Source organism: Marinobacter sp. PE14, assembly GCF_053566155.1.
Genome location: NZ_JBQXNY010000003.1, coordinates 441401 through 468069 on the forward strand (window position 1 = coordinate 441401; position 26669 = coordinate 468069).

Annotated in this window: 23 protein-coding genes; 13 read left to right on the top strand and 10 right to left on the bottom strand. The window is 57.4% G+C overall.

The window, feature by feature from the left end:
• Window positions 1-17: 17 nt before the first annotated feature.
• The 3 genes from ACWJ62_RS12745 to ACWJ62_RS12755 all read right to left on the bottom strand — a co-directional run bounded on the left by ACWJ62_RS12745 (window position 18) and on the right by ACWJ62_RS12755 (window position 3317).
• Complete coding sequence (locus tag ACWJ62_RS12745; RefSeq protein WP_449286521.1) at window positions 18-1199, bottom strand: NAD(P)/FAD-dependent oxidoreductase; 1182 nt, start codon at window positions 1197-1199, stop codon at window positions 18-20.
• A 150-nt stretch (window positions 1200-1349) separates the two neighbouring features.
• Window positions 1350-2405: an NAD(P)-dependent alcohol dehydrogenase gene (locus ACWJ62_RS12750; protein WP_449286522.1), complete on the bottom strand. Its 1056-nt coding sequence runs from the start codon at window positions 2403-2405 to the stop codon at window positions 1350-1352.
• A gap of 105 nt (window positions 2406-2510) precedes the next feature.
• Window positions 2511-3317 (bottom strand): PhzF family phenazine biosynthesis protein, encoded by an 807-nt coding sequence (locus ACWJ62_RS12755; protein ID WP_449286659.1) that lies wholly within the window; start codon window positions 3315-3317, stop codon window positions 2511-2513.
• A 196-nt stretch (window positions 3318-3513) separates the two neighbouring features.
• Here ACWJ62_RS12755 and ACWJ62_RS12760 point away from each other — a divergent pair, with 196 nt between their 5' ends.
• The gene (locus tag ACWJ62_RS12760; RefSeq protein WP_449286523.1) at window positions 3514-4968 is read left to right on the top strand and encodes an aminotransferase-like domain-containing protein; all 1455 of its coding nucleotides are present in this window, start codon (window positions 3514-3516) and stop codon (window positions 4966-4968) included.
• A gap of 6 nt (window positions 4969-4974) precedes the next feature.
• On the opposite strand, the gene ACWJ62_RS12765 is transcribed toward ACWJ62_RS12760, so the two are convergent.
• On the bottom strand, window positions 4975-5631 hold the full coding sequence (locus tag ACWJ62_RS12765) for a response regulator transcription factor (protein WP_449286524.1): 657 nt from the start codon (window positions 5629-5631) through the stop codon (window positions 4975-4977).
• A complete protein-coding gene (locus tag ACWJ62_RS12770) occupies window positions 5624-7138 on the bottom strand; it encodes a PAS domain-containing sensor histidine kinase (RefSeq protein WP_449286525.1) in 1515 nt (504 codons plus the stop codon). The genes ACWJ62_RS12765 and ACWJ62_RS12770 overlap by 8 nt, the downstream gene beginning before the upstream one ends.
• A gap of 152 nt (window positions 7139-7290) precedes the next feature.
• On the opposite strand from ACWJ62_RS12770, the gene ACWJ62_RS12775 reads away from it, so the two are divergent.
• From ACWJ62_RS12775 to ACWJ62_RS12800, 6 genes are all read left to right on the top strand, one after another.
• Window positions 7291-8919: an acyl-CoA synthetase gene (locus ACWJ62_RS12775; protein ID WP_449286526.1), complete on the top strand. Its 1629-nt coding sequence runs from the start codon at window positions 7291-7293 to the stop codon at window positions 8917-8919.
• 95 nt (window positions 8920-9014) lie between these two features.
• A complete protein-coding gene (locus ACWJ62_RS12780; RefSeq protein ID WP_449286527.1) occupies window positions 9015-10391 on the top strand; it encodes a solute carrier family 23 protein in 1377 nt (458 codons plus the stop codon).
• 255 nt (window positions 10392-10646) lie between these two features.
• Window positions 10647-11480 carry a metal-dependent hydrolase gene (locus tag ACWJ62_RS12785; RefSeq protein ID WP_449286528.1) on the top strand — a complete coding sequence of 278 codons (834 nt, stop codon included), beginning with the start codon at window positions 10647-10649 and terminating at the stop codon, window positions 11478-11480.
• A 110-nt stretch (window positions 11481-11590) separates the two neighbouring features.
• Window positions 11591-12541 (top strand): DegV family protein, encoded by a 951-nt coding sequence (locus ACWJ62_RS12790; protein ID WP_449286529.1) that lies wholly within the window; start codon window positions 11591-11593, stop codon window positions 12539-12541.
• A gap of 139 nt (window positions 12542-12680) precedes the next feature.
• The gene (locus ACWJ62_RS12795; protein WP_449286530.1) at window positions 12681-13715 is read left to right on the top strand and encodes a hypothetical protein; all 1035 of its coding nucleotides are present in this window, start codon (window positions 12681-12683) and stop codon (window positions 13713-13715) included.
• A 56-nt stretch (window positions 13716-13771) separates the two neighbouring features.
• Window positions 13772-14410 carry a LysE family translocator gene (locus tag ACWJ62_RS12800; protein WP_449286531.1) on the top strand — a complete coding sequence of 213 codons (639 nt, stop codon included), beginning with the start codon at window positions 13772-13774 and terminating at the stop codon, window positions 14408-14410.
• Between the two features lie 71 nt (window positions 14411-14481).
• On the opposite strand, the gene fdxA is transcribed toward ACWJ62_RS12800, so the two are convergent.
• Together fdxA and mutS are read right to left on the bottom strand one after the other, a co-directional pair.
• Window positions 14482-14805 (bottom strand): ferredoxin FdxA, encoded by a 324-nt coding sequence (gene fdxA, locus ACWJ62_RS12805; protein ID WP_008170541.1) that lies wholly within the window; start codon window positions 14803-14805, stop codon window positions 14482-14484.
• A 150-nt stretch (window positions 14806-14955) separates the two neighbouring features.
• The gene (gene mutS / locus ACWJ62_RS12810; RefSeq protein ID WP_449286532.1) at window positions 14956-17586 is read right to left on the bottom strand and encodes a DNA mismatch repair protein MutS; all 2631 of its coding nucleotides are present in this window, start codon (window positions 17584-17586) and stop codon (window positions 14956-14958) included.
• Window positions 17587-17667: 81 nt separating this feature from the next.
• Between mutS and pncC the strand changes: the two genes are divergently transcribed.
• Together pncC and recA are read left to right on the top strand one after the other, a co-directional pair.
• The gene (gene pncC, locus ACWJ62_RS12815) at window positions 17668-18168 is read left to right on the top strand and encodes a nicotinamide-nucleotide amidase (protein ID WP_449286533.1); all 501 of its coding nucleotides are present in this window, start codon (window positions 17668-17670) and stop codon (window positions 18166-18168) included.
• Window positions 18169-18332: 164 nt separating this feature from the next.
• On the top strand, window positions 18333-19379 hold the full coding sequence (gene recA, locus ACWJ62_RS12820) for a recombinase RecA (protein WP_148607848.1): 1047 nt from the start codon (window positions 18333-18335) through the stop codon (window positions 19377-19379).
• Here the strand turns inward: recA and ACWJ62_RS12825 are convergent.
• A complete protein-coding gene (locus tag ACWJ62_RS12825; RefSeq protein ID WP_449286534.1) occupies window positions 19376-19636 on the bottom strand; it encodes a hypothetical protein in 261 nt (86 codons plus the stop codon). The two genes, recA and ACWJ62_RS12825, sit on opposite strands and share 4 nt — an antisense overlap.
• A 240-nt stretch (window positions 19637-19876) precedes the next feature.
• Between ACWJ62_RS12825 and ACWJ62_RS12830 the strand changes: the two genes are divergently transcribed.
• Window positions 19877-20347, top strand: coding sequence for a flavodoxin family protein (locus ACWJ62_RS12830; RefSeq protein ID WP_449286535.1), 471 nt, complete (start codon window positions 19877-19879; stop codon window positions 20345-20347).
• A gap of 15 nt (window positions 20348-20362) precedes the next feature.
• On the opposite strand, the gene ACWJ62_RS12835 is transcribed toward ACWJ62_RS12830, so the two are convergent.
• The gene (locus ACWJ62_RS12835; RefSeq protein WP_008170530.1) at window positions 20363-20740 is read right to left on the bottom strand and encodes a PilZ domain-containing protein; all 378 of its coding nucleotides are present in this window, start codon (window positions 20738-20740) and stop codon (window positions 20363-20365) included.
• A gap of 217 nt (window positions 20741-20957) precedes the next feature.
• Here ACWJ62_RS12835 and ACWJ62_RS12840 point away from each other — a divergent pair, with 217 nt between their 5' ends.
• Genes ACWJ62_RS12840 through ACWJ62_RS12850 form a run of 3 tightly spaced genes read left to right on the top strand, consistent with a single transcriptional unit; the run spans window position 20958 to window position 25655 of the window.
• On the top strand, window positions 20958-23366 hold the full coding sequence (locus ACWJ62_RS12840; protein ID WP_449286536.1) for an AAA family ATPase: 2409 nt from the start codon (window positions 20958-20960) through the stop codon (window positions 23364-23366).
• A gap of 39 nt (window positions 23367-23405) precedes the next feature.
• Window positions 23406-24032, top strand: a complete 627-nt coding sequence (gene fixJ, locus ACWJ62_RS12845) for a response regulator FixJ (RefSeq protein ID WP_008170525.1) — start codon at window positions 23406-23408, stop codon at window positions 24030-24032.
• A gap of 45 nt (window positions 24033-24077) precedes the next feature.
• Window positions 24078-25655 (top strand): ATP-binding response regulator, encoded by a 1578-nt coding sequence (locus ACWJ62_RS12850; protein WP_449286537.1) that lies wholly within the window; start codon window positions 24078-24080, stop codon window positions 25653-25655.
• Here ACWJ62_RS12850 and ACWJ62_RS12855 read toward each other — a convergent pair.
• Window positions 25652-26527: a MaoC family dehydratase gene (locus ACWJ62_RS12855; RefSeq protein WP_449286538.1), complete on the bottom strand. Its 876-nt coding sequence runs from the start codon at window positions 26525-26527 to the stop codon at window positions 25652-25654. The two genes, ACWJ62_RS12850 and ACWJ62_RS12855, sit on opposite strands and share 4 nt — an antisense overlap.
• Window positions 26528-26669: the final 142 nt, after the last annotated feature.

The following is a 26669-nucleotide window of genomic DNA, read 5'->3' on the forward strand; positions in this document are numbered from 1 at the left end:
GCCGCGTGGCAGATTATTCAGGCACTGTTGCCGGCGGCCACTCCCGATGCCCAGGCCCATTGGAAGTTGTGCCCGCCGAGGTGGCCGGTGACATCCACTACCTCACCGATAAAATACAGGTTTGGACGTTCCAGCACCGCCATGGTCTTGGATGAGAGCTGGCGCGTATCGACGCCACCCAGGGTGACCTCTGCGGTTCGGTAGCCTTCGGTTCCAGCTGGCTTGATCGACCATTGGCCCAGAACGTCGGCAACCTGTTCAATATCGCTGTTCTTGTAGCCTTGCAACGGGCCGGTCCAGCCGTGGAGTTCGTTGAAGGCCTGGGCAAATCGTTTCGGCAGGTGCTGGGCCAGGTAGTTTGCAATGGTGGATTGCGGACGGGTTTTCCGCAGGCTCAGAAGGTCGTCCCTGATGTGGCAGCCTGGCAGCAGGTCGATGGCCAGGCTGTCGCCCGGCTCCCAGAAACTGGAGATCTGGAGCATGGCCGGGCCACTGAGCCCGCGATGGGTGACCAGCATGGGTTCCCGGAAGTGCTGGTCGTGGCATTGCACATCGACAGGGCAACTGACACCGGACAATGGCGCGAGCTGTTCCTTCAACTCAGGCTGCAGGGTGAAGGGCACCAGGCCAGCGCGGGTAGGAAGTATTTTCAGGCCGAACTGCTCGGCTACCCGGTAGCCAAATGCGGTGGCGCCCATAGTAGGAATCGACAGTCCTCCGGTGGCGATCACCAGGGATTCACAGGTGAGGTCACCGGAGCCGACGCGCAAGCGGAAGCCGCTGTCGGTTTCGGAAATGCGATCGACCGCTGTCTTCATTCTCACTTCCGCACCGGCCCACTCACATTCGGTCAGCAGCATATTGAGGATGTCTTTGGCGCTGCCTTTGCAGAACAACTGACCAGGGGCTTTTTCCTCATGTTCAATGCCGTGGCGGTCTACCAGTTCCAGGAAATCCTGGGGGGTATAGCGCTTTAGCGCGGAAATGCAGTAGTGCGGGTTATCCGACAGGAAGTTGGCCGGCGTGCTGTTCAGGTTGGTGAAGTTACAGCGCCCGCCGCCGGACATCAGGATTTTCTTGCCGGGCTTGTTGGCGTGGTCCAACACCAGCACGCTACGGCCGCGATAGCCCGCAGTGGCCGCGCACATCAGGCCTGCTGCGCCAGCGCCGATAATAATGACATCGTAGTGTGAAGGCATGGGGTAACCACAAACCGGGTACGAACATTGAGTGGGCGAATTATACGGATATGGGGGGCTGGCGTCTGTGGTGCCGGGGTAACCACGTATTAAGTGGCGGGATGAGAAGGAGTCGGCGACCGGGCCCGTGGGGCCCGGTCGCCTGTGCAGTTACCCGTTTTTGAGGGATTGCATGTCGATCACGAACCGATACTTCACGTCGCCTTTTTTCATGCGCTCGTAGGCCTCGTTGAGATTGTGTATGTCGAGCATCTCGACGTCGCAGCTGATGTCGTGCTCTGCGCAGAAATCCAGAACTTCCTGGGTTTCCGGCATGCCACCGATCAGCGACCCGGCCAGAACGCGGCGCTTGAATACCAGGGCGCCAGCCTCTACCGGTGGCTCTACCGGCTCCAGCAGACCCACCAGAATGTGAGTACCATCGTGCTTCAGGCAGTTGAGGTAAGGGTTCAGATCGTGCTGGACCGGAACCGTGTCCAGCATGAAATCAAAGGTTTCAGCGGCTGCGGCCATCTGATCTTCATCGGTGGAGATCACTACATGATCGGCACCCTGCTTTTTCGCTTCCGGAACCTTGCTCTCGGAGCGGGTGAAAATAGTCACCTCCGCGCCAAGTGCCCTAGCGAATTTAACACCCATGTGACCGAGGCCGCCCATGCCGATGACACCGACCTTGTGGCCCGCTTTGACGCCATAATGGCGCAGCGGCGAGTAGGTGGTGATGCCGGCGCAAAGCAGAGGCGCAGCGGCCTTGATATCCAGCTTTTGCGGAATGCGAACGACAAACCGTTCGCTGACGGTAATGCGCTCGGAATAGCCGCCAAAGGTGATGGAGTGATCGTGTCGGTCCTGTCCGTTGTAGGTGGAGGTCATGCCTTCGCTGCAGTACTGCTCCAAACCTGCTTCACAAGCTGAGCAGGTGCGGCAGGAATCCACCATGCACCCGACGCCGACGACATCGCCTACGTTAAAGCTTTGGACCTCGGGGCCAACGGCCGTGACCCGGCCCACAATTTCATGGCCGGGGACAACCGGGTACTCGGTGATCCCCCAGTCGTTCTGTGCAAAATGAATGTCGGTATGGCAGACCCCGCAGTAGTCGATCTCGATCGCAACGTCATCGGGACGTGGCTCCCGGCGGTCTATGGTATGAGGTAGCATGCCGGACGTTGGTGACTGTGCTGCAAATGCTTTGGTCGCTGTCATCACTTCGCCTCTGTTTCAGAATTCAGACTAAATCTACGAAACTGACTGTCAGAGCTATCACCGGCGACCATGTCGATTTTTTCATTTGCACTCTGCAAGTGTGAGTCACAAATGAATGGTGCCTTCCATAAAGAACGCTGCCTGGCCGGCAATGTCGACGCGATCCCCCTTCAACTCGCAGCGAAGTACACCGCCCCGGGCAGAAATCTGCCGTGCATCCAGTTGGGCTTTACCCAGTTGCTCTGACCAGTAAGGCACCAGCACGCTGTGGATGGAACCGGTGACCGGGTCCTCATCAATGCCGGCGCCAGGCGCGAAATAGCGGCTGACGAAATCGCCGTCGTTGCCAGGTGCGGTGATGATCAGCCCCTGGTTGCACAGTTGCTTTAATTTGCGCAGATCCGGTTGTGCAGACCGCACAGCGTCTTCGTCCCTCAGGACCACCATGTAATTGGTGTCGTTTGGAACAAAAAACGCTCTATCAGGCGCGCTTTCCAGAGCTTCCCGAATCAGGGCCGGTGTGGGCTGTTCCTCATAGGCCAGATTCGGGAAATCGAGTACCAGCCAGCCGTCGTCGGATTGCCGGACGGATAGCGGGCCGCTTTTGGAGCGTAAACGGATTTGCTCTTTGTCCCAGCCGAGTTTGTTAAAGATGACCCAGGCGCTAGCCAGAGTCGCATGGCCGCACAGGGGCACTTCTGTGCCCGGCGTAAACCAGCGGATATGGAAATCGGCCTCCTCGTCGTTTGGAAGGCGCACGAAAAAGGCCGTTTCGGAGAGATTGTTCTCCGCGGCAAGCGAGAGCATGAGGTTGTCTGGCAGCCACTGGTCCAGCGGCATGACCGCTGCCGGGTTGCCACCGAACACCTCGTTGGTGAACGCATCAACCTGATAGATGGGTAACGTCACGATCTTTTCTCCTCTGAAAGAGCTGCTTGTCTCGATGAATTTTCTGATTTCGAGCTTATTGTAGGAAAAGGTCTGACTGCCATAACAGATTCAGATAATCTGTTTTTGAACCGGTACAGAATGCTTTTGATGAAATCTGTACTGGTCATATCGGAAGCGATCTGTACTGCACCGGACAGCTCGGGTTCTGGTGCAATAGATGATTATCATGATGAGGCGTCGCAGGCGAGGGCGGGCAATGGGCATTCTCTACAACCAGGTCGCGGATCAGCTTCAGGGGCTGATTCATGAAGGAGTTTACCGGGACGGCGAACGGCTACCGGGCGTGCGACAGTTGAGCCGGCAGTTCGGCGTTAGCATATCGACCATCCTTCAGGCACACCAGACGTTGGAGGCGCGAGGTTTTCTGCAGGCCCGGGAGCGAAGTGGCTACTTTGTGCGGTTGCCGACAGTGGACGCCCCCGAGCCTGTTATGCGCCGACACCGAAGCCGTCCGGTTCCAGTCAGCGCCAGGGAGATGACCCTGGACCTGTGCGCGGACGAACAGAAGCGTATGGTACCGCTGGCCACGGCGATCCCCCATCCGGATTACCTGCCGCTCCGTCAGATCCAGCACAGTACTCTCTGGGCTGCACGACGGGGCCTGGAAACGCTGGACTATGCGTTTCCGGGCAAGGAATCGTTCCGGCGGCAGATCGCCCAGCGGATGGCGACCCTCGGGGTGCCGGTAACACCGGATGATGTCCTTGCCACCAATGGTGCCCAGGAGGCGATCATTTTGGCGCTTCGTGCAGTGACCCAGCCCGGAGATATTGTGGCCGTGGAATCGCCGTCCTTCCCCGGTATTCTTCAGGCTCTGGAAGTGGTCGGGCTGAAGGTCATTGAAATTCCGACGCATCCTTCCGAGGGTCTGAGTCTTGAAGGCTTGCAACTGGCCCTGGAACAGTGGCCCCTCAAAGCCTGTGTGGTCGTGACCAATCACAGCAACCCCATGGGCGCGCAAATGTCCGACGAGCGCAAGAAGCAACTGGTCTCCATGCTGGCGGCAGCGGCTGTTCCGCTGATTGAGGACGACATCTACGGCGACCTTCATCACACCGGGGACCGGCCGAAACCGGCCAAGGCCTTTGATCGGGCGGACAATGTAATTTATTGCAGTTCGTTTTCGAAGACTATTTCACCGGGCCTCCGGCTGGGCTGGATGGTGCCGGGGCGGCATATGGCCAGTGCCAGGCAGCACAAGTATTTCGTCAATCTGGCCACGTCATCGATTCCACAGATGGCGGTAGCGCATTTTCTGGAGCAGGGTGGCTATGATCGCTACCTCCGTTCAGCCCGGCAGCACTATCGTGAAGCCACCGAACGGATGCGGACTGCTGTGGCCAGGGCCTTCCCGGAAGGCACGGCCGTGAGCCGTCCCCAGGGTGGGTTTGTGCTCTGGGTCCAGTTGCCCGACGGTGTTTCCGGCACCGAGGTTTACCACAGGGCCAGGGCGGAGGATATCAACGTGGCCCCGGGGCTGATGTTCTCCACCGCCGACAAATACGAAAATTGCCTGAGACTGAACAGCGCCAACCCCTGGAGTGAACGTATAGAGCAGGCTGTGGCCAGACTGGGAGTGTTGGCTCACGATGTCCAGGCTGCGGCGGGTTAGGGCCGTTCAGCTCTTTTCCCTACGCAGGTCCAGTGGGTCGAGCAGGCCGGCGGCAATGGCGGTGCCGGTCACATCCGGCAGGCGATCGGCCCCCAGGCGTTTCATGACTCGCGCCCGGTAGAGATCAATAGTCTTAACACTGACATCCAGCTGTTCGGCGATTTCCCGGCTCGTGTAGCCCTGGGCCAGTGGCAGGAACACGTCCCGTTCACGGCGGGTTAGAGTGGCCAGCAGGGCTTCGGTTGTCTCATCGCCCTGCAATTGTGGAGCGGACTGCTGGTGTTCCTGCAGCGCCTGTTGGACGCTGTCCAGAAGCAGTTGTTCATTGAAAGGCTTCTCGATGAAATCGAAGGCCCCGGATTTGAACGCCCTCACCACAATGGGTACGTCGGCGTGCCCGGAGACAAAGATTATAGGCAGGTCCAGCCCCCGCTTCTGAAGCTCCTCCTGAACGTTCAGGCCGCCGAGCCCGGGCATCCTCACATCCAGAACCACGCAGCCCGCTTTGTTGTTGCCAACCGCATCCAGGAATTTCCGGCCGTCGCTGTAGGCTTCCACGTTCAAACCGACCGATTCCAGCAACCACTGCGTGGATTCCAGCATGCCGGCGTCGTCGTCAACAACATAGACGGTGGTGGCTTCCGGTGTCGCTTGATCACTCATCTGGCTGCATCTCCGTGTTCGGGTTTCTGTTCTTGTAGCCCGGGCTGGCCGGGAAACGGCAGATCAGGGATAGCCCTCCCGTTGCTGCCGGCCTGGCGTCCAGGAAGCCACCAAAGCCTTCGATAATCGAACGGCTCATCGAAAGCCCCAGGCCAAGTCCCTGGGGCTTACTGGTATAGAACGGCTGGAACATCTGGCGAATGCCCTGCGCGTCGAGGCCCGGGCCTTCGTCGGTGACTTCAATCAGGGTTTCGTTCTGATCGTTGATGCAGGTCGTTATGACGATCTGCGAGTGTGAGCCCGGGGTATCCTCACCGCGGGCCTCGACAGTGGCTTCGATACCGTTACGGATCAGATTGATCAGAACCTGTTCCAGCAGCACAGGGTCGGCCGTGATGACTGGAGCACAACAGGCCAGATTCTCGCGGATCTGCACCTTGTTTTTCTCGGCTTCCCACTGACAAAGGCGGGCGACGTTGCTGACGACTTCGTTCAGGGCGAGTGGGGCGGTGCGCTTCTGGCCTTTGCGTAAAAAGGCTCGCAAACGTTTGATGACCTCCGAGGCCCGGTTGGCATGGTGAACAATCTTCTGGAGGCCGTCGTCCACTCGGTCGAGGCACTCGGGATTGGTTCGGGCGCTTTTAAGATAGCGCTGGCTGGCGCTGGCAAAGTTCACGATGGTGGCCAATGGCTGGTTCATCTCGTGGGCAATGCTTGAAGCAAGCTCCCCCAGAGTGGCAAGCCTGGCGGTGTGGGCGAGTTCGTCGGCCAGCCTCCGGTTGTTCTTCTCGGATTCTACCCGGGCGGTGATATCCCGGGATACGCTGATGACCTCAATCACGGCGCCAGTATAGGTTTCCCGAATGGCCCTGCTGGCAATCTCGAACCAGCGGCGGGAACCGTCCCGGTGAATGATCTCCAGGGTCATGGTGGCGTAGCCGTCGTCCCGTAGCTGGTTGCGGGTTTCAGCCAGCTTCTGAACCACCTGATCGCCCCGGAAAATTTCTTCCAGGGGCTTACCCCTCAGTTCTTCCGGCCAGTAGCCCAGCAGCCGCCAGGATGCGGGCGTGGCATCAATAAATCGTCCGTCCGGGGCATGGCGGGATATGAGGTCGGTGGTGTTCTCAGTAATCAGTCGGTAGAGACGGTTGGAACGGGTCGCTTCTTCCCGATTAATGATCTCGTCTGTAGCGTCTCTGGCCCGGGCCAGAACCGTCGAGCTCCCGATATCGGGCACGAACGTCCACATCAGGAAACGCTCGGTGGTGTTTGCCGGGATTCTGGCCTCTACATTCTCGATCGATCGTTCCTGCTGCAGGGACGACTTCACAAGTGCCTGAACGTTGATCGGCAGCAGATGGAACAGGGAGGTCAGGTTGGCGTTCTGGCAAAGATGAAGGCTGGCCAGGTTGCCCTCCAGAACGCTGCCCGTCGCATCCAGGATCAACCCGGGTTGCGGGTCGGCGTCATGCAAACTAAATACACTTGGAGTGGAAGAATCATTCATGGCTTATCGTTATAGTAAATTAACTATAATACGTTGGTATAGTTTCTAGTGCTTATGCTATCCAATACTATTCTGACCAGCCCGAAGTATAGCTAGTTTAGCGATATTCCTGAATACGCCATAAGAACAACAGTACTCAAGAGGACCACGCAATGACCTCGATATTTGATCAAGGCCTGGCGCCCGTCGACGCCAACTACGCCGTTCAATCCCCCGTCGATTTCATCGAACGTACCGCCACGGTTTACCCGGAGTATCCCGCCGTCATTCACGGCGCGATCCGTTACACCTGGGCGCAGACTTACGAGCGCTGCCGTCGCCTTGCCTCAGCCCTCAAAGGGCGCGGCATCGGACGTGGTGATACCGTTGCCGTCATGCTTCCGAACATTCCCGCGATGGTGGAAGCCCATTTCGGGGTGCCCATGATTGGTGCGGTGCTGAACACCCTGAACGTTCGCCTGGACGCTGAGGCCATCGCCTTCATGCTGGAGCACGGTGAGGCGAAGGTTGTGATTGCCGACCGGGAGTTCGGAGAGGTGATCAAGGACGCCGTCAGCCGGCTGGACACCAAGCCGCTGGTGATCGATGTGGACGACCCCGAGTATGGTGAGGGTATTCAGGTCAGCGATCTGGATTACGAAGCGTTCCTGCAGGAAGGGGATCCGGCATTCCAGTGGAGCTTCCCGGAGAACGAGTGGGATGCCATCTCGCTGAATTACACCTCCGGCACTACCGGCAATCCAAAGGGTGTGGTCTATCACCACCGTGGCGCCTACATCAATGCCATCGGCAACCAGACAGTCTGGTCCATGGACATGCACCCGGTCTACCTCTGGACCTTGCCGATGTTCCACTGCAACGGTTGGTGTTTCCCCTGGACTATCACCGCCATGGCCGGTACCCACGTCTGCCTGCGCCGCGTTGATCCGGAGAAGATTCTGCAGTTGATTCGGGATCATCAGGTTACCCACATGTGTGGCGCCCCGATTGTTCTCAACGCGTTGCTGAACGTGCCGGAATCTGCCAAGGCCGGCATCGATCACGACGTGAAGTCCATGACAGCCGGCGCGGCACCCCCCGCCCAGGTTATTGGTGCCATCGAGGAAATGGGCATCCAGGTGACTCACGTTTACGGTCTGACCGAAGTCTATGGTCCGGTGACCGTCTGTGCCTGGAAATCCGAGTGGGATGCGCTTCCGTTGCACGATCGAGCCCGCAAGAAGGCTCGCCAGGGCGTTCGCTATCACACCCTGGCAGGCACCATGGTCGGCGATCCGAACACCATGGAAGCGGTGCCGAAAGACGGCAAAACCATCGGTGAAATCTTCCTGCGCGGTAATACCGTGATGAAGGGTTACCTGAAAAATCCCAAGGCTACCGAAGAGGCTTTCCGGGGCGGGTGGTTCCACACCGGCGACCTGGCGGTATGGCACGAAGACGGCTACATGGAGATCAAGGACCGGCTGAAGGACATCATCATCTCCGGCGGTGAGAACATTTCCACCATTGAGGTTGAGGATACCCTTTACCGCCACCCGGCTGTGCTTGAGGCAGCTGTGGTTGCCCGGCCGGACGAGAAGTGGGGCGAAACCCCCTGCGCCTTTGTGACCCTGAAGCCGGAAGCCGGTGATGTCAGCGAAGAAGACATCATCAACTTCTGCCGCGAGCATCTGGCCCGGTTCAAGGTACCGAAGACCATCGTTTTCTCGGAACTGCCCAAAACCTCCACGGGTAAGATCCAGAAGTTCGTGCTGAGGGACCAGGCCAAAGAACTGGACTGATCCCCCGATCGGCTGCGCCGTCCTGGCGCAGCCGGCTTTAACCAGAAAAACAACGCTGTCAGGCACACGCGCCGCGTGAGCCCGGAGACCTTTTTATGCAAATGTTTCACCGAAAGAACGGGGAAGAGCAGCCGTTCTGGCCGGCCGGTCCCTTCAAGGTTCGTCTGCCGTTCGTTCATTACCGCTGGGAGTTCGCGGAGATGGTGCAGGCTCTGATCATGTTCGTGGTCAGCCTGGCCATGATTCCCCTTCTTGAGAAATACCTGGGTGTGCCCTACGACGTGGCTCTGGCTTACGTGGTGATCTGTGGCATCGGTTTCATGCTGCCGGCGTTGCTGGGTGTGCCCCTGGTGCCGGGCTGGATTACGCCGGGCATTCCTGTTGTTCTGCTGTTCCTGAGCGACTACGAACCGGGTCCCGAGGCGATTCAGGCGCTGTTCGCGCTGCAGTTCCTGGTGTTCATGATCTTCCTGGTTCTGGGTATTACCCGCCTGGGCAGCAAACTGGTGGAGCTGATTCCCCGTTCCATGAAAGGCGGGATTATCATCGGTGCCGGTATCGCCGCCCTGATGGGTGAGATTGAGGCAGGCGGCCGTCTCGCCAACACGCCGATCTCCCTGATCATCGGTGGCCTGGTGTGCCTCTACCTGATGTTCTCCGTATCGTTCAAAGGCTTTGTGGAAAGCAATTCAATCGCCCGCAAGATTGCCAACTACGGCATGGTGCCGGGTATGGTGGTTGCGATCCTGGTTGGCTTTGCCACCGGCGAATACGAGGTGCCCAATGTGGAGTGGGGCATCACCAAACCCGCGTTTGATGAGCTGTGGAACTACCTGCCGTTTGCAGTCGGTTTTCCGGATGCCAACGTCTTCCTCTACGCCATTCCCACGGCCGTGATCGCCTACGTGATTGCCTTCGGCGATATCGTGGTCGGCCAGTCACTGATGAACCGCGTTGACCATCTGCGCAAAGACGAAGACATCGACAACAGCATCGACCGGGTGCATCTGGTGACCGCCATCCGTAACGGTGGTCATGCATTCTTTGCGCCTTATCCAGGCCTGGCGGGCCCCATATGGACAGCTGTCACAGCGACCATGGCCGAGCGTTACAAGTACGGCCGAAATGCCATGGACTCCATCTATAGTGGCGGTGGTACCTTCTGGATTACCGGATTTATTGCCCTGTTTGTGCTGCCGCTGGTGAGTTTCTTCCAGCCGGTGCTGCCGATTGCACTGTCACTGACACTGCTGCTGACCGGCTATATCTGCCTGATGGTGGGGCTGGAGCAGCTGGAGAATAACACCGAGCGTGGCATTGCCGGCACCATGGGCGTTGTTCTGGCCGTCTATGGCGCTGGCTGGGGCCTGGCCACCGGCGCCGTCCTCTATTTCCTGATTGAACGTACCAAATTGCTTGGCTTTACCGCTGATCCGGAAGCGCCGGGCGTGAAAGCCGCGGAAGAGCACTAAACCTGCGTCTTCCGGCTCTGCACCGGAAGGCGTTGACCCCCTGTGTGTCCTTGGGAGGCCTCGTGCCTCCCTTTTTTATGCCTGAACTTTTCCCTGAACATGGTCGTTGACAGAATGTCATTTCGTGACAATTTGTCCAATTTTTCCTCCTGAAGTATTCCTTCCGCGCGGTTTCCGGGTTTAAACTGCCAGGATTGATGAATTTTTGTCCGCTGTTCATTACTGATAACAACACTACAAAAACAGGAGGCAGTCATGACCATCAGCTCCACGCCCGAGGGTGTGTCCGTCGAGCCGAGACATCTGCGGTTCGATGTCAGCGAGGATCTGAAAACGCTCTGGCATGGCAACGACGCTTTCCGGACCGCGTTCTTCAACGCCCTTTCCCTGCAGTTTCCTGATGGCGAGCAGCAGTTCATTAATGCCGTACGGCTCTATCGGGACAAGATCGAGGATCCAAAGCTTAAAGCGGAGATCCGCGGGTTTATCGGCCAGGAAGCCCTGCACAGCAGGGAGCACAAGGATTACAACGAGGCCCTGAAGGCCCGGGGCTACGATATCGATGCTCTGGACCAACGGTTCCGCAAGCATATGGAGTGGGTGGGTAAACTGCCACCAAGCCGCCAACTGGCAGGTACCTGTGGGGCCGAGCACTACACCGCCGTCCTGGCCAACGCCATCCTGAGCCACCCGGAGTGGATGGAAGGCGCTACGCCGGCCATGGCAAAGCTTTGGAGATGGCATGCGATCGAGGAAACCGAACACAAATCCGTCGCCTTTGATGTTTACCGGGAGTGTGTCGGCAATGAACGGCTGCGCCGGATCGTTTTCCTCTTTGTCACCTGGAATTTCTTCAAGTACACCTTTCTGAATACCTGTAGCCTGCTTAAGGCCGATGGCAAACTCTGGAGCCTGCGCACCTGGATTGGCGGGTTTAATTTTCTCTGGGGCAAGCCCGGAGTGCTCCGCAAGTGTCTGCCGGAATTCCTGGCCTATTTCCGCAAAGGCTTTCACCCCTGGCAGCAGGACAACCGCGAGCTGCTCAAGCAGAATCTTCGAGAGCTGGATATGACATCGGCAGCACGATAGCGCCGGGTTGCTGAAATTATGATCGTGGTGTGTAAAACTGTGCGGCACAAAGAATAACGACAATAAAGGGGGCTTCCGGTCGAGAAGCTACCCGGAGCTGGAGGCCCACCATGCGAGTTGGTTTGATCGTCGATTCTGCGTGCGACTTACCCTATGAGTTCAGCCGCAAACACGACCTGTTCGTCCTGCCAGTAACCGCTGTAATCGATGGCCAGACCTACATAGACAAGCATGATCCGGTTCGGACCCAGGAGTTCTATCAGAGCGGTCTGTTGCAGAAAGGACATCAGGCGGAAACCCGCGCCTTCACCGCGGAGCAGATCTACGACTTGTTCATGGAGAAGATCGTCACCCAGTTCGATGTTGCTATCTGCGAGACGGTCACGAAATCCCGAAGCCTGATTTTCCAGAATGCCACCGAGGCTATGAACAGTGTCCTGGCGAATTACGAAGGTGCCCGGGAGGCCGCCGGTCGTGATGGCCGGTTCTTTATGCGTGTGATCGACAGCAAACAGATCTTTGCCGGCCAGGGCCTGCTGGCAGCTCACACCCTCAAGCTGATTGACCAGAAGGTGTCCAAGAATGCCCTGCGCCATGAGGTGGAAACCTTTAGCGACAAGATCTATACCTGCGTGATTCCGAGGGATCTGCACTACATCCGTGAACGGGCGAGGCGTCGTGGTGACAAGAGTGTGTCGGCGCTGGTTGCCTTCCTGGGCAAAGCACTGAACATTACGCCGGTTATCTTCGGGCAGGGAGCTGAAGGCCAGCCTGCGGCCAAAACCCGCAGTTTCGATGTGGCCGTGGAAAAGGTGATGAATTATGCCACTGCACGCGTGGAAGCCGGACTCCTGACCCCCTATGTCAGTCTCTCCTGTGGCCTGACCTGGACCGAAATCGAGGATTTGCCCGGTCTCAACCGCCTGCGGGATGCCTGCGAACGTAACGGTGTGGAACTTCTGCTATCCCAGATGGGCATCACCAGCAGTATCTATGTCGGCCCCGGCAGTCTTTGCCTCGCACTTGCTGCGGAACCCCATACCTTCAACGATTTTCAGTAACTCTTTCTCAGAATGCGTCGCTGAACCATACTGGCCCTGCCGCGCCTCTCCACCTGTAGTTTTGGCAAACCTGCCAGCCTGTACTTCATGTTAGCCTCTGGTCATTGTGTTTCATTTCGACAACAGGACAACTGACGCCATGACCAAAGGCAAAACGGATCTCGCCAACCAGCTGCTGGAACAGCACGTGAAGCATGAGCTGGCCTCGCTGAAGGGCGCAAAGCTACGCAAGTTTCTGGAGCAGGAGCTGGATGAGCTTTGGAGTTATGCCGGTGAGATAACCCTGAACCGGATCACATCGGAAGAGCAGGTGATGGGCGTCATCCAGCGCATTGTTATGGATATGGAGTTGGATGCAGGTATTCCGGAGCTGGCTGCGGAAATGGCAACCGAGGTGCTCAATGCCAATGTGCAGTCACAGACCACCCTGGGCGAGATCATCACTCGCGAACAGGCCACCGGCTTTCTGGAGGAGGCTCTGGAACTCCGACAGCAGCGTGAACGGGTGATCAGCGAGATCATGGCGCACCCGGTTTATCAGGAACTGGTGTCTAATGTGGTTTACCATGGCCTGATGAACTACTTCTATGAGGACAATTTGATCGCCAAGTCTGTACCGGGCGTTGGTTCAATGATGAAGTTCGGCAAGCGCATGGCCAACAGGGCGGTGCCGGGGCTGGATGAAACCTTCGAGAGGCGTCTGAAGGCCTGGCTGTCCGACAGCCTGCCCGGTTTGATCAGCCGTAGTGAGCAGTTTCTGCATAGTGCCCTGTCTGACGACGAATTGCGGGACAGCGTGATGGCCGCCTGGGTGTCGCTGGAGGATCGCACCATTGCCGATTTACATGAAGGCCTGGGCGACGTGGAACTGCAGGAATTTGTTGTGCTCGGATATGAGTTCTGGCTGCAGTTCCGCAAGACCGGATACTTCGAGGAATGCGCCCGGGCAGTGGTTTCCCACCTGTTCGTAAAGTATGGCGAGTGCCCGCTCACGGATTTGCTGGGCGATATGGGGGTAAGCCGTGAGGTTGTCATGGCGGAGATTGATGCCTACGCAATTCCGGTTATAGACGTATTGCGTGAAGAGGGCTATGTTGAGGCCCTGATTCGCCGGCGGCTTGCACCATTTTACAAGTCCGCCGCTGCGCGTAAGATTCTCCAGCAGGAGGCCTGAGTCTGAGATCGTCGACAGGGCCGCGGAGAAGTTTTCGTTCAGGATTCTGAGAGGGCATGACGTTGATATCGGATCTGTTCTGGGCCTATCTGGTTGCCATTACATTGCTCACTATCACGCCCGGTGTGGATACCCTGCTGGTGATGCGTAATACCGGCCGGGGTGGTTTGTGGGATGGTTGCGTGACCAGCGTCGGTATCTGCAGCGGCCTGTTTATCCATGCCACGCTCTCGGCGCTGGGCATTTCCCTTCTTTTGGTGGAAACCGCCTGGGCATTCTCTGCCCTGAAGTGGGCCGGTGCCTGTTACCTGGTCTGGCTCGGCATCGGTTCCTTGCGCCAGGCTCTTCGCCAGGGTGACGCGCCTGCAGCAAAAGAAGTAACGGTTGCCCGCCGGAAGGTGGCCGTGGCGGTGTCCTTCCGTGAGGGGCTGCTGTCCAACGTTCTTAATCCCAAAACCGCCCTGTTCTATATGGCTTTGCTACCACAGTTTGTGGATCCGGCAGGTAACGCCTTTCAGCAGTCGCTGATGCTGGCCGGTGTGCATTTTCTGTTGGCAATGCTTTGGCAGTGTGGTCTGGCCTGGGTGGTGGTTACGTTTCGGAGTCTTGGTGTAAACGCCCGTGTGAAGCGAACGCTGAACGGCCTGACGGGTGGGTTTTTCGTGGCCATGGGCGCCAAGCTGGCCAGCACCTGACGCAATCACGGAAATTCAGACAAAGAAAAAGGGAAGCCTCGGCTTCCCTTTTTTGTTCCAGTTCCGGATGCTTACTTTTCCAGATACTGAAGCTTGTTCGGCTTGCCATCCCACTCTTCAGCGTCTGGCAGCGGATCTTTCTTTTCGGTGATGTTCGGCCATTTGGCGGCCAGATCGGCATTCAGCTCCACAAACTGGACCTGATCGGCCGGCAGCTCGTCTTCCGAGAAAATGGCTTCGGCCGGGCACTCTGGCTCGCACAGGGCGCAGTCGATACATTCGTCCGGGTCGATTACCAGAAAGTTCGGTCCCTCGTAGAAGCAGTCTACCGGACAGACTTCCACGCAGTCTGTGTACTTACACTTGATGCAGTTATCAGTAACGATAAACGCCATAGTCAGATCCCTGGTCCAGTGGTCGGTCAGTCTCATCAGGAGCGCCGTCAGGCGCTGCCGTTATATTTTGGTGCGCGATATTGTAGGGAGCGACCCGCACAGCCGCAAGCGTTCGACTGCTATAACCTTATTACACAGATCAATTCTTCGCTATTTCTTCATCAACGCCTTCAGCTCGTAGAGCTGATTGATGGCGTCCCGGGGGGTTAGTCCGTCCAGGTCGATCTCTTTCAGGGCTTCTTCCACGACACTGGGTTCCAGGCTAGCGAACATATCGCTCTGGTAAACGGATTCATTAACCTTGGTTGCCGGCTTGGCCCGGGGTGCGTTGTTGCCGTGTTCAACGGCCGAGGCTGCCGGCGCCGCCGGCGAAGCACTGCCCTCCAGGTGGGAGAGCTGGGTTTTGGCGTTACGGATCACATCCTGTGGCACGCCTGCCAGCTTTGCCACCTGCAGACCGTAGCTCTGGCTTGCCGGGCCATCATGCACATTATGCAGGAACACGATGCTGTCATCGTGTTCGGTGGCTGTGAGGTGCACGTTGACGGCATGCTGGAGTTCGTCGGCTAGCTGGGTGAGCTCGAAATAGTGGGTGGCAAACAGCGTGTAGCAGCGTATCTCCCGGGCAAGGTGTTCGGCAGTAGCCCAGGCCAGGGACAGGCCGTCAAAGGTGCTGGTGCCGCGACCAACCTCGTCCATCAACACCAGGCTGTGCTCGGTGGCGTTGTGCAGGATGTTGGCAGTTTCTGTCATTTCCACCATGAAAGTGGATCGGCCGCCGGCGATATCGTCCGAGGAGCCCATGCGGGTAAAAATCCGGTCCACGGGACCGATCACTGCACGGTTGGCGGGCACGAAACTGCCGGTGTAGGCGAGCAGGGCAATCAGCGCGGCCTGACGCATATAGGTGGATTTACCGCCCATGTTCGGGCCGGTTATCACCAGCATGCGCCGCTGGGTATCCATTAGCAGATCGTTCGGTACGAAGGGCTCGTCCAGCAACTGCTCTACCACCGGGTGGCGCCCTTCTTCAATGTCAAAACCCGGGGATTCGGTGAACTCCGGCGCGGAAAAGCGCAGGGAGGTGGCGCGCTCGGCAAAATTGCTCAGCACATCCAGTTCTGCCAGTGCCTGGGCGGCATCCTGAAGTGGCGCAAGCTGTCCGGCGACGGTTTCCAGGACTTCATCGTAAAGGCCTTTCTCACGGGCCAGAGCCCGGCTCTTGGCACTCAGGGCCTTGTCCTCAAACTCTTTGAGTTCCGGTGTGATGAATCGCTCGGCGTTTTTCAGGGTCTGCCGGCGAATGTAATCCACCGGTGCCTGGTCCGACTGGGCCCGGCTGATTTCGATGTAATAACCGTGGACCCGGTTGTAACCAACCTTCAGGGTGCTGATGCCGGTGCGGTCCCGCTCCCGGGTTTCCACATCCAGCAGATACTGGCCGGCGTTTTCGCTAATGTTGCGCAGCTCGTCCAGCTCCTCGTCGAAGCCTTCCCGGATGACCCCGCCTTCACGGATCACGACCGGGGGATTGTCGATGATGGCGCGCTCCAGCAGATCCGCCAGTTCAGGGTATTCACCAATGATGGTCGCCAGCTTGACGACGTGGTGGGAATTGACCGGTTTCAGAGTTTCCTGCAAGTCCGGCAGGGCCTGGAAGGCATCCCGAAGCCGTGCCAGGTCTCTTGGGCGGGCCGAACGAAGGGCAACCCGTGCGAGAACGCGCTCAATATCACCGACAGCTTTCAGCAGGTCATGCACAGGTTCGTAATGGAAGCCTTCCAGCAGTGCCGATACCGCCTGCTGACGCTGGCGGACGATCTCCACATCCCGAAGCGGCCGATTCAGCCAGCGCCGGAGTTCCCGTCCACCCATGGATGTGGCGGTGCGGTCCATGACCCAGGCCAGGGTGTACTGGTGGCCGCCCATGAGATTGGTGTCAATTTCCAGATTGCGACGGCTGGCGGCGTCCAGAATGACTGCTTCATCGCGCCGTTCACGGGTCAGCTTGCGAATATGGGGCAGGGCGGTACGCTGGGTTTCCTTGGCATACTGCAGCAGGCAGCCCGCGGCACAGACGGCGAGATTGAGTTCCTCGCAGCCAAAACCCGTCAGGTCCCTCACCTGAAGCTGATGGGTAATAACCCTGCGGGCCGTATCGGGTTCGAAGAGCCAGGGTCCCTGACGGCGTATTCCGGTGAAACCGTCCAGAACTTCCTCGTAGGGAAAATCCTCGCTGATCAGAATTTCCGCCGGACGCAGGCGTTGGAGTTCGCCTTGCAGGGCTTCCAGGTTTTCCAGCTCTGACACGGCAAAACGGCCGCTGGAAATATCGAGCGAGGCAAAACCGAACTGCTCCCGTTGGTTATAGATGGCCACCAGCAGATTGTCCCGGCGATCTTCCAGGTAGGCGTCGTCACTCAGCGTGCCCGGTGTGACAATACGGACCACCTGGCGATCAACCGGTCCCTTGCTGGTGGCGGGGTCTCCGATCTGCTCGCAGATGGCGATGGATTGACCTGCCCGAACCAGCCGGGCAATGTAGCCCTCAGAAGAGTGATAGGGGATGCCGGCCATGGGGATCGGGTTGCCGCCTGACTGGCCCCGGGCGGTGAGGGTGATATCCATCAGCTCGGCCGCTTTCTTGGCATCTTCGTAAAAAAGCTCGTAAAAATCCCCCATGCGGTAGAAAACCAGTTCATTGGGGTGCTGACCCTTGATCTTCAGGTATTGCTGCATCATTGGGGTGTGCTTGGAAAGATCGGTCTGAGCTGCTGACATGAACGGGTCCGGTAGCCTTGCTTTGGATGAAGGCGTGAATTGTAAGAAAATAACCGCCGTGATGAAACGAAGGAGGTCATTATGCTGGCCAGCGATCAGGAATTGGAAGAGGCAGGCAACCGCCTTGGTGAACGACTGCGGAGAACCGGCCGTACAGTTGCTACGGCGGAGAGTTGCACCGGCGGCTGGGTTGCCAAGGTACTGACCGATCGTGCCGGTTCTTCGGCTTACGTGCTGGGTGGCCTGGTCACTTACAGCAATGAGGCCAAGCAAGGGCTTCTGGGCGTAACCCGGAAATCGCTGGATGAACACGGTGCGGTCAGCGAACCGGTCGTGCGGGAAATGGTTGCAGGTGCACTGGTGGCAACCGACGCCGACGTTGCCGTGGCCATCAGTGGTGTAGCCGGACCCGGAGGCGGCAGCGACGACAAGCCTGTGGGCACGGTCTGGTTTGCCTGGGGAGACAGTCCGGCATCCACGGTGGCGGTGGTCAAGCGCTTCGACGGAGACCGCGACCAGGTTCGTCGGCAAGCCGTTCTCTATGCTCTTCAAGGGGTTAACGAGTTTGTGGGCGAAGTCTGATCGCTTTCACATCCGAAGGGGTTGGTCTCCTCAGCGGGTTATGTTTTAATACTGTTCAAATATACAGGGAATTGGCCGGTCGAGCTGTACGGATTCCCGATTCACTATTACGCTGCCAGCCTTTCCCTGAGGGTGGCAGCCCAGGCGACAGAGGGTTTGCACTGATGGAAGACAACCGCAAGAAAGCATTGAGCGCAGCACTTGGGCAGATCGAGCGCCAGTTTGGCAAGGGCGCTGTCATGAAAATGGGCGATCAGCCCCGCGAAGCCATTCCTGCGGTCTCCACCGGTTCCCTGGGCCTGGACGTTGCCCTGGGTATTGGCGGTCTTCCTTATGGTCGAATTTGCGAAATCTACGGTCCGGAAAGTTCCGGTAAGACGACGCTCACCCTGCAGGTAATTGCCGAAGCACAAAAAGCCGGCAAAACCTGCGCATTCGTGGATGCCGAGCACGCGCTTGATCCGGTTTACGCCGAGAAGCTGGGCGTCAATGTGGACGACCTTCTGGTGTCCCAGCCGGATACCGGTGAGCAGGCCCTGGAAATCTCCGACATGCTGGTTCGTTCCAATGCGGTAGACGTGATCATCGTGGACTCCGTGGCGGCCCTGACCCCGAAAGCGGAGATTGAAGGTGAAATGGGCGACAGCCACGTTGGTCTGCAGGCGCGACTGATGTCCCAGGCGCTTCGTAAGCTGACCGGTAACGTCAAACACGCCAACTGCCTGATGATTTTCATCAACCAGATACGTATGAAAATCGGCGTTATGTTTGGCTCGCCCGAAACCACCACCGGTGGTAACGCGCTGAAATTCTACTCCTCCGTTCGCCTTGATATCCGCCGCATTGGTGCCGTGAAAGACGGTGACGAAGTGGTCGGTAACGAGACCCGCGTGAAAGTGGTCAAGAACAAAGTATCGCCGCCGTTCAAGCAGGCCGAGTTCCAGATCATGTACGGTAAGGGCATTTACCACATGGCGGAAGTGCTGGATATGGGCGTTAAGGAAGGCTTTGTCGACAAGTCCGGGGCCTGGTACGCCTACAATGGCGACAAGATCGGTCAAGGCAAGGCCAACGCCTGCAAGTTCCTGGAAGAAAACATGGACATTGCCAACGAGATCGAAGCCAAGGTTCGGGACAAGTTGATGCCCAAGCCTGAACCTAAGAAAGACGCAAAAGAAGAGCCCGCAGAAGCCAACGGCGAGCTGCTCTAAACCTTCCCCGGCGAAGACGATAGGTGCGGCAGGCGTAAATTCAGGCCTGCCGCGCCTTCGCTACCTTCGGTTTTCTTTTCAGGTATTAATTTTTCTTCCAGCTCCCGCCGAAAGTGACCCGGCTCAGCGCCAATGTCGATTTCCAGCCGCTTCAGGTAATCTTCGCCGCCTGTCTGTTGCAACTGGCTTTTGATCCAGCTCCTGTATTTTATTCGACGATAGAGTTCCTTTAGTTTTCTACCGTTGAGATAACGCATCGACTTCTCCTCCTTTAGCGGTTCACCTTGTAATCCATGGTAAGCAGAAGTCTTTGCAAGGTATCGGTTCAGATCGCTTAAAAGTCCTCGTAACAGATCGACTATTTTTGCCTCTGTGCTGCTCAAAAAATGAGCATCTGTGCTTGCTGCGTCTTCCTCCGGTTTGAGCTGGCCTCAGAATGAATCCATACTCTCCAGATGCCCAAATTCTTTGCTCTTCAGCTACACAACAGGGTTGGTATGGAAGCAAGAAAGAGATTATTGATAGTCGCTCATGCACCTTCCCCTAATACTCTCAAGCTTCGGGAGGCGGCAGAGCAGGGGGCGCACCATGAAGACATCGATAGCGTAGAGGTAAAGGTGTTGGCGCCCCTGGACGCCGGTCCCGATGACGTTCTGGCCTGCGACGCCATTATTCTGGGCACCACTGAGAATCTCGGGTATATGAGTGGTGCTTTGAAGGACTTCTTCGATCGCAGCTACTATCCCTGCCTTGAGAAAACCCAGGGGTTGCCCTTTGCCTATTACATCCGCGCAGGCCATGATGGCACGGGCACCAATCGGGCTATTGAAAGCATTACCACCGGGCTACGCTGGAAGCTGATCCAGGAACCTCTTATCTGCCGGGGTGAATACCGGGATGAGTTTGAAGATCAGTGTCGGGAGCTGGGGATGTATGTTGCGGCAAGCCTTGACGCCGGACTGGTATGAACCTGAGAAGCCGGTTCAGCTGGCAAACCGGTTGTAGAAGCCTTCAATTCGGGACAGGGCGTTGTCGACAGTTCGTGAATAGCCCTTCTTGTCCAGACAATAGCTGAATTGGACACTGACGCGATAGCCGGTCTGGAAGGGCTGGCATTCGACCACCCGGGCACAAACCCGCGATTCGCTGATGTACTTGCCGTCAAAATCCATGAACAGACGGGCGCCCGGCTCTACTGGCCTGGGGCATAGCACTGCCATTCCGTACCGGTTGAGGTCCAGGCAGGTAACCGGCGTGGGGTGTTTGCCACGACCAAGGAAGCTACGCTCCCGGAGCTGGACCTTCAGACAGGAGGCGGGGTAACGATCCTTGATTCTGCGCTCTGCGGAATCATTGGTCATACGCTGGCGTCCGTTGCGTGCATTGTCTTTATGGTTGGGACATGAAGTGTAGTTCCGGAAAGGCTGGCTGAAAAATGAGCGGCGACGGAATTGTGAACTGTCTAACAAAATCCCGCGCACTGTGCGCAACTCCAGAAATCTTCGTGCTGAACGCGACAGAGCCGACCGCAGAATCTACAATGACCGGCCAATGTGTTAACCGTTACAGGACCAAACCTTGAAGTCACTGCCTCTGCACCAGCTTTACAAAGCCTGTGTTCTGAAAGATCTGCCGTTCAAAACCACCAAACAACTGGAGCCACTGGCTGAAATCGTTGGCCAGAACCGTGCCCAGGAGGCTGTGCGTTTTGCTCTGGCAATGCCCCATGGCGGTTACAACGTCTATGCCGTTGGCCGTAATGGCCTGGGTAAGCGCACCATGATGCTGCGTTACCTCGAGCATCATGTGGATACGGATCAGCAGAGCCATGACTGGTGCTACGTGGCCAACTTCGAGGAGCCGCGCATTCCGAAGCTGTTGCAGCTCCCGGCCGGTAAGGGTACCCAGCTCAAACAGGATATGGAAAAGCTGATGAGTCGCCTGGTCAAGGTTATTCCCCAGACCTTTGACAGCGACAGCTTTCTTGAGCGCTCGGAACAGTTGAAAAACGAATACGGCAAAAAGCAGGAAGACGAGCTGGAGAAGGTGGCCGCCCAGGCCAAGCGCAAAAAAGTCAGCCTTACTGTGACAACCCCGGGCGGTTATCGGTTGGTGGCCATGAATGGCGACGAACCCCACACTGCGGAATCTTTCCAGGCCCTGACCGATGAGCAACGCGACAAGTTCGAAGAGGCCATCAACAGGCTTGAGAAAAAGCTCCGGCAGGCGCTTCGCAAACTGGCGGACTGGGAGCAGGAATACGCTGATAAACAGCAAGCCCTGAACCAGGAGACCCTCGAGAGTATCTCGGGCCATCAGATTGATGAGCTGATCGAGAAATACAAGGATCTGCCGGACGTGGTCGCCTTCTTTGAAGCGGTTCGGGCGGACCTGGTTGAAAATCTCGAGATCTTCCTCGACGACAACGAGGAGCAGGCAGCGATTGCTTATGCGTCCCTCGACAAGAAGATGCCCCGCCGTTACCTCGTCAATGTTCTGGTGCATCAGAAAACCAACGAAGTGCCGATGGTGGTGGAGGATAACCCCACCTACCACAACCTGTTCGGTTACGTTGAGAACGTCACCTACAAGGGCACGGTGTTCACGGATTTCTCCCTGATTCGCCCGGGCAGTCTGCACAGGGCCAACGGTGGCTACCTGTTGATGGACGCCATCAAGGTTCTGGAGCAACCGTTTGTATGGGACGGCCTCAAGCGTGCCCTGCGTTCGAAGTCCATACAGATAAATTCCCTGGAACGGGAACTGACGTTATCCGGAACCATCTCAATTGAACCGGAATCGGTGCCCCTGGACGTCAAGATTGTTCTGTTCGGCGACCGTGAAACCTGGATGTTGCTGCAGGAATACGATTCCGAATTCGCCGAGCTGTTTCGAGTCACGGCGGATTTCGAGAACGAAATGTACCGTTCCGATGACAGTCAGCTGCTATATGCCAAGTTCATCGCCAGCCTGGTGAGTGAGAAGAAGCTGCTGCACTGTTCGAACAAGGCGGTTGCCCGGGTGATTGAACACAGTGCCCGTATGGCCGAGCATCAGGACCGACTGTCCCTGCATGCGGCAGATATCGCCAACCTGCTGCGCGAATCCGATTTCTGGGCCCGTCAGGCCGGTGCCAAGCTGATCCAGGATCTGCACGTTGAGCGCGCGCTGGAAAGCGCGAAATACCGCAGCAGCCGGATCCGGGATCAGTTCTATGATTCCATCCGTGACGGCACAACGCTCGTAACTACAGGTGGCAAGTGCGTTGGCCAGGTTAATGCACTCTCGGTGTTGTCCACGGGTGGGTTTGAGTTCGGTCTTTCCAACCGTGTCACCGCTACCTGCTATTATGGAGATGGCGCGGTCATGGATATTGAGCGAGATGTAAAGCTTGGTGGCAATCTACACTCCAAGGGCGTGATGATCCTGAGCTCCTGGCTCGCCTCCCACTTTGCGGTCAACGATCCGATGCACCTGTCGGCCAGTCTGACTTTCGAGCAGAACTACGGTGAAGTGGACGGAGACAGTGCCTCTCTGGCAGAGCTGTGCGCGCTGATTTCGTCCCTTTCCGGTATACCGGTTCGGCAGGATCTTGCGATTACGGGGTCGGTCAACCAGTTTGGTGAGGTTCAGCCCATTGGCGGCGTCAATGAAAAAGTGGAAGGCTTTTTCACCACCTGCCAGCTCAAGGGTGGGCTTTCAGGCAGCCAGGGTGTCATTGTGCCATCCACGAACGTGCAGAACCTGATGCTTGACAGTGAAGTGGTGCAGGCAGTGCGCGGGGGGCAGTTTGCGGTTTACGCGGTCGCCCGTGTTGAAGAGGCCATAACGCTGCTGCTGGGGAAACCTGCGGGCAAGGCCGATGACAAAGGCAGGTACCCGAAGCAGAGCGTTTTTGGCATTATCCAGCAACGGCTAGAAAAAATGCGGGAACACGAGCGCCAGGAACATGCCCGTGACGACCATAAAGACCCGTCAATTCACTGACCGGCGATCATAAGAAAACGGACAGGAGAGAACACACCCATGACTGATATCCAGCAAACCGTGTACGTTGTTGAGGACGATGAAGCAGTCCGCGATTCCCTGGAGCTGCTGCTGAAATCCGACGGCAAGCCGGTAAAGACCTATGAGAGTGCAACCGCTTTCCTGAAGGACTATTCCGACAAGATGGCAGGCTGCATTGTGCTGGATATTCGCATGCCGGGCATGGACGGTATGGAGCTCCAGAAAAAGCTCAATGAAAAACACTCCATATTGCCAATTATCTTTGTGACGGGTCACGGTGACGTGCCCATGGCCGTCGACGCCATGAAAGAGGGCGCCGTGGACTTCATACAGAAGCCCTACCGTGAGGAGGCACTGCTGGAGAAAATTGAGGCAGCACTCAAACAGGACCTGGAGCAGCGCAAGTCTCTGGACGAGAAGCAGGAGATCATTCGCCGCATCAAGAGCCTGACCCCCCGGGAACACGAAATCATGGACCGGATGATTGCCGGCCAGGCCAACAAGGTGATTGCCATTGAGCTGGAAATCAGCCAGCGCACGGTCGAGATCCACCGTTCCCGCGTTATGCACAAGATGGGAACCCATTCCCTGGCACATCTCGTTCGTATGGTCCTGTCCGTAAAGGACCTTATCGACGCAGGGTGATCCCGGCGGCATCATACGGTTACTTTTCTAACCGGCCCGACATTTATGACTGAAGCTGTCAGCGAGAACTCGGAGGTGACGGTTCTGCTCGTGGATGACAATCCGCAGAACCTCAAAGTCCTCTATGAGACCCTGAAAGACAAAGGTTACCGGCTACTCATTGCCAACGAGGGCGAAAAGGCCCTCGACCTTGCCCACCGGCATCAGCCCGAAGTGATTCTCCTGGATATCATGATGCCGGAGATGGACGGCTATGAAGTCTGCGAGCGCCTCAAGGCCGCCCCCCAGACGGCAGACTGTGCCGTCGTCTTCCTGTCTGCGCTGGACGACCTGCAGGCAAAGGTGAAGGGCTTTTCCCTCGGAGGTGCCGACTACATCTCAAAGCCGTTCCAGTCCCAGGAGGTGATCGCTCGCGTGAGAACCCACGCCAGCGTTATTCGCCTCGAAAGAGAGTTGCAGGCCCGAAACCGGGAGCTGCAAAGTGATCAGGCCCGTATTCTGAACTCCATCAGCGAAGGCATTTACGGCCTCGATGAGAACGGCATTATTGAATTTGCCAATCCCGCGGCGGCATCAATTGTTGGCTGCCCGGTGGAAGAGCTGATTGGCCGTGATTTCTTCGAAACCCATTTCGCGACTGCCGGTGACAATCCGGACGGACTGCCGGTGAAGGCGACCTGTCAGCAGGGTGTGGCCGAGAACCAGCGGGATATCCGAATGCTAAGGACCGACGGAACCGGCTTTCCGGCGGAGTACCGCTCAACCCCGAAACTGGACTCAGACGAGCTCCACGGTGCCGTTGTCGTGTTCCGGGATATCACCGCCGAACTGGACAATGAAAAGGCGCTGGAGGATGCCCGGCAACTGGTTCAGGAGCAGCGCGATCAGCTTGCCCATACCTCACGCCTGACCACCATGGGTGAAATGGCCGCCGGCGTTGCCCATGAGGTGAACCAGCCGCTGACCGCTATAACCAACTACGCTCGGGTCGCCAAGCGGATGATGGCAAAGGAAAGTCCCGATATGGGGTTGCTCCAGGAGACCCTCGACAAGATCGAGGCGCAGTCCCATCGCGCCAGTGAAATCATTCGACGGATTCGTCGATTCATGAAAAAGCCGGCGACGGGCAAGGAAGTACTCTCGGTGCCCGCGTTGCTGGAAGACACCCGGCAGTTTGCCGAGGTGGATATGCGTAATAACAAGGGCGCCATTGAGCTGTCCGTGCCTGAGAACATGCCGGAGGTTCTGGCCGATCCGGTCCAGGTACAGCAGGTAGCGCTCAACCTGATTCGCAATGCTCTGGAGGCTACCAGCAGTATTGATTCCAGTGCGCCGGTCGAAGTGAGTGCCAGTGTGCAGGGTGACACCTGTGTTCGAATCCAGGTGCGGGACCATGGCATCGGCCTGTCGGAAGATGCAGAAGAGAAGCTGTTCCTGCCGTTCTTCACGACCAAGGACGAAGGGATGGGGATTGGTCTTTCAACCTGCCGTTCCCTCATACAGGCGCAGGGCGGCGACATCGGTTTCGAGCGGCCGGAAGGCGGTGGTGCCTGTTTCTATTTCACGTTGCCCGTTGCCGGCGCCCAGGGTTCCCCCTGCGCACCGGATGGTAAGCCTTCCTAAAGCCAGTCGACGCGCCCGGTCAGATGGGGCGCATCGCCTCTGGTATTCAGCACCTGATAGTCCCACCCCGTTTCTCCGGTTTTCCAGTTAAGCTGGGCTGTACCGGGCAGAAACAGCGGTTTCTTGAACTGGCAGCTGATGCTGAGGGCGCTGGCTTGCCATCCTTCCTGCTGTTCCAGTAGCGCCAGTGCGTGGGCTTTGGTCCACATGCCGTGGGCGATGGCTCGTGGAAAGCCGAACGCTTTGGCGCTCAGCGCATGCATGTGGATCGGGTTGCTGTCGCCGGATACCCGGGCGTATTGCCGGCCAATCGATTCGGATGCCTTGAAATTTTCGGTATTCGGATAACGTTCCAGCTTTGGCGGTGCTTTTTTGCCGGACGACTTGCTCTCGCCATCCGGTTGTCGGAAAAGCGTCGTGCTCGCTTCTTCCCAGACCAGTTTGCCAGCCGAGCGAGCCTCGGTGATGAGATCAAACTCCACGCCCCGGTCACTCTTCACGGTATTCCCCAGTCGTACAGATAAATCCAGGTTCTCCCCGGTGCCGATCGGCCGGTGCTGGGTAATGGTGTTTCGCAGGTGCACCAGGCCCAGCAGCGGCAGGGGGAAGGCCTTCTCGGTAAGCAGTTTCAGGTGCAGTGGAAAAGCCAGCACATGGGGCCAGGTAACGGGCAGATGACTACCTGCCGCGAAGCCACAGACCTGCTGGTAGCGCTTGAGGTTCTTGCCGGCAGTGCTGACGCCAAGCAGGCTGGCGGACAACTCCGGGATGCTGACGTCACCGCCGGTCTGCTTTTGTTTCGGCAGCAGTGTTCTGCCATACATGGGCAATAAGGCGGGTGGTGTCGTGTGGTAAACGAGGGTCTCTGGCATGGATATTCTCCTTTATAGCCTCGACCGGAAATGCCGGCGCTGCCTGAGTAAAAACGTAGTAGCAAAGGATATGCTTTTTTTTACATTTTGGTACAACTCGGCGTTCGTGGCCTGATATGCTCTAATATAAGACGATTGTCTA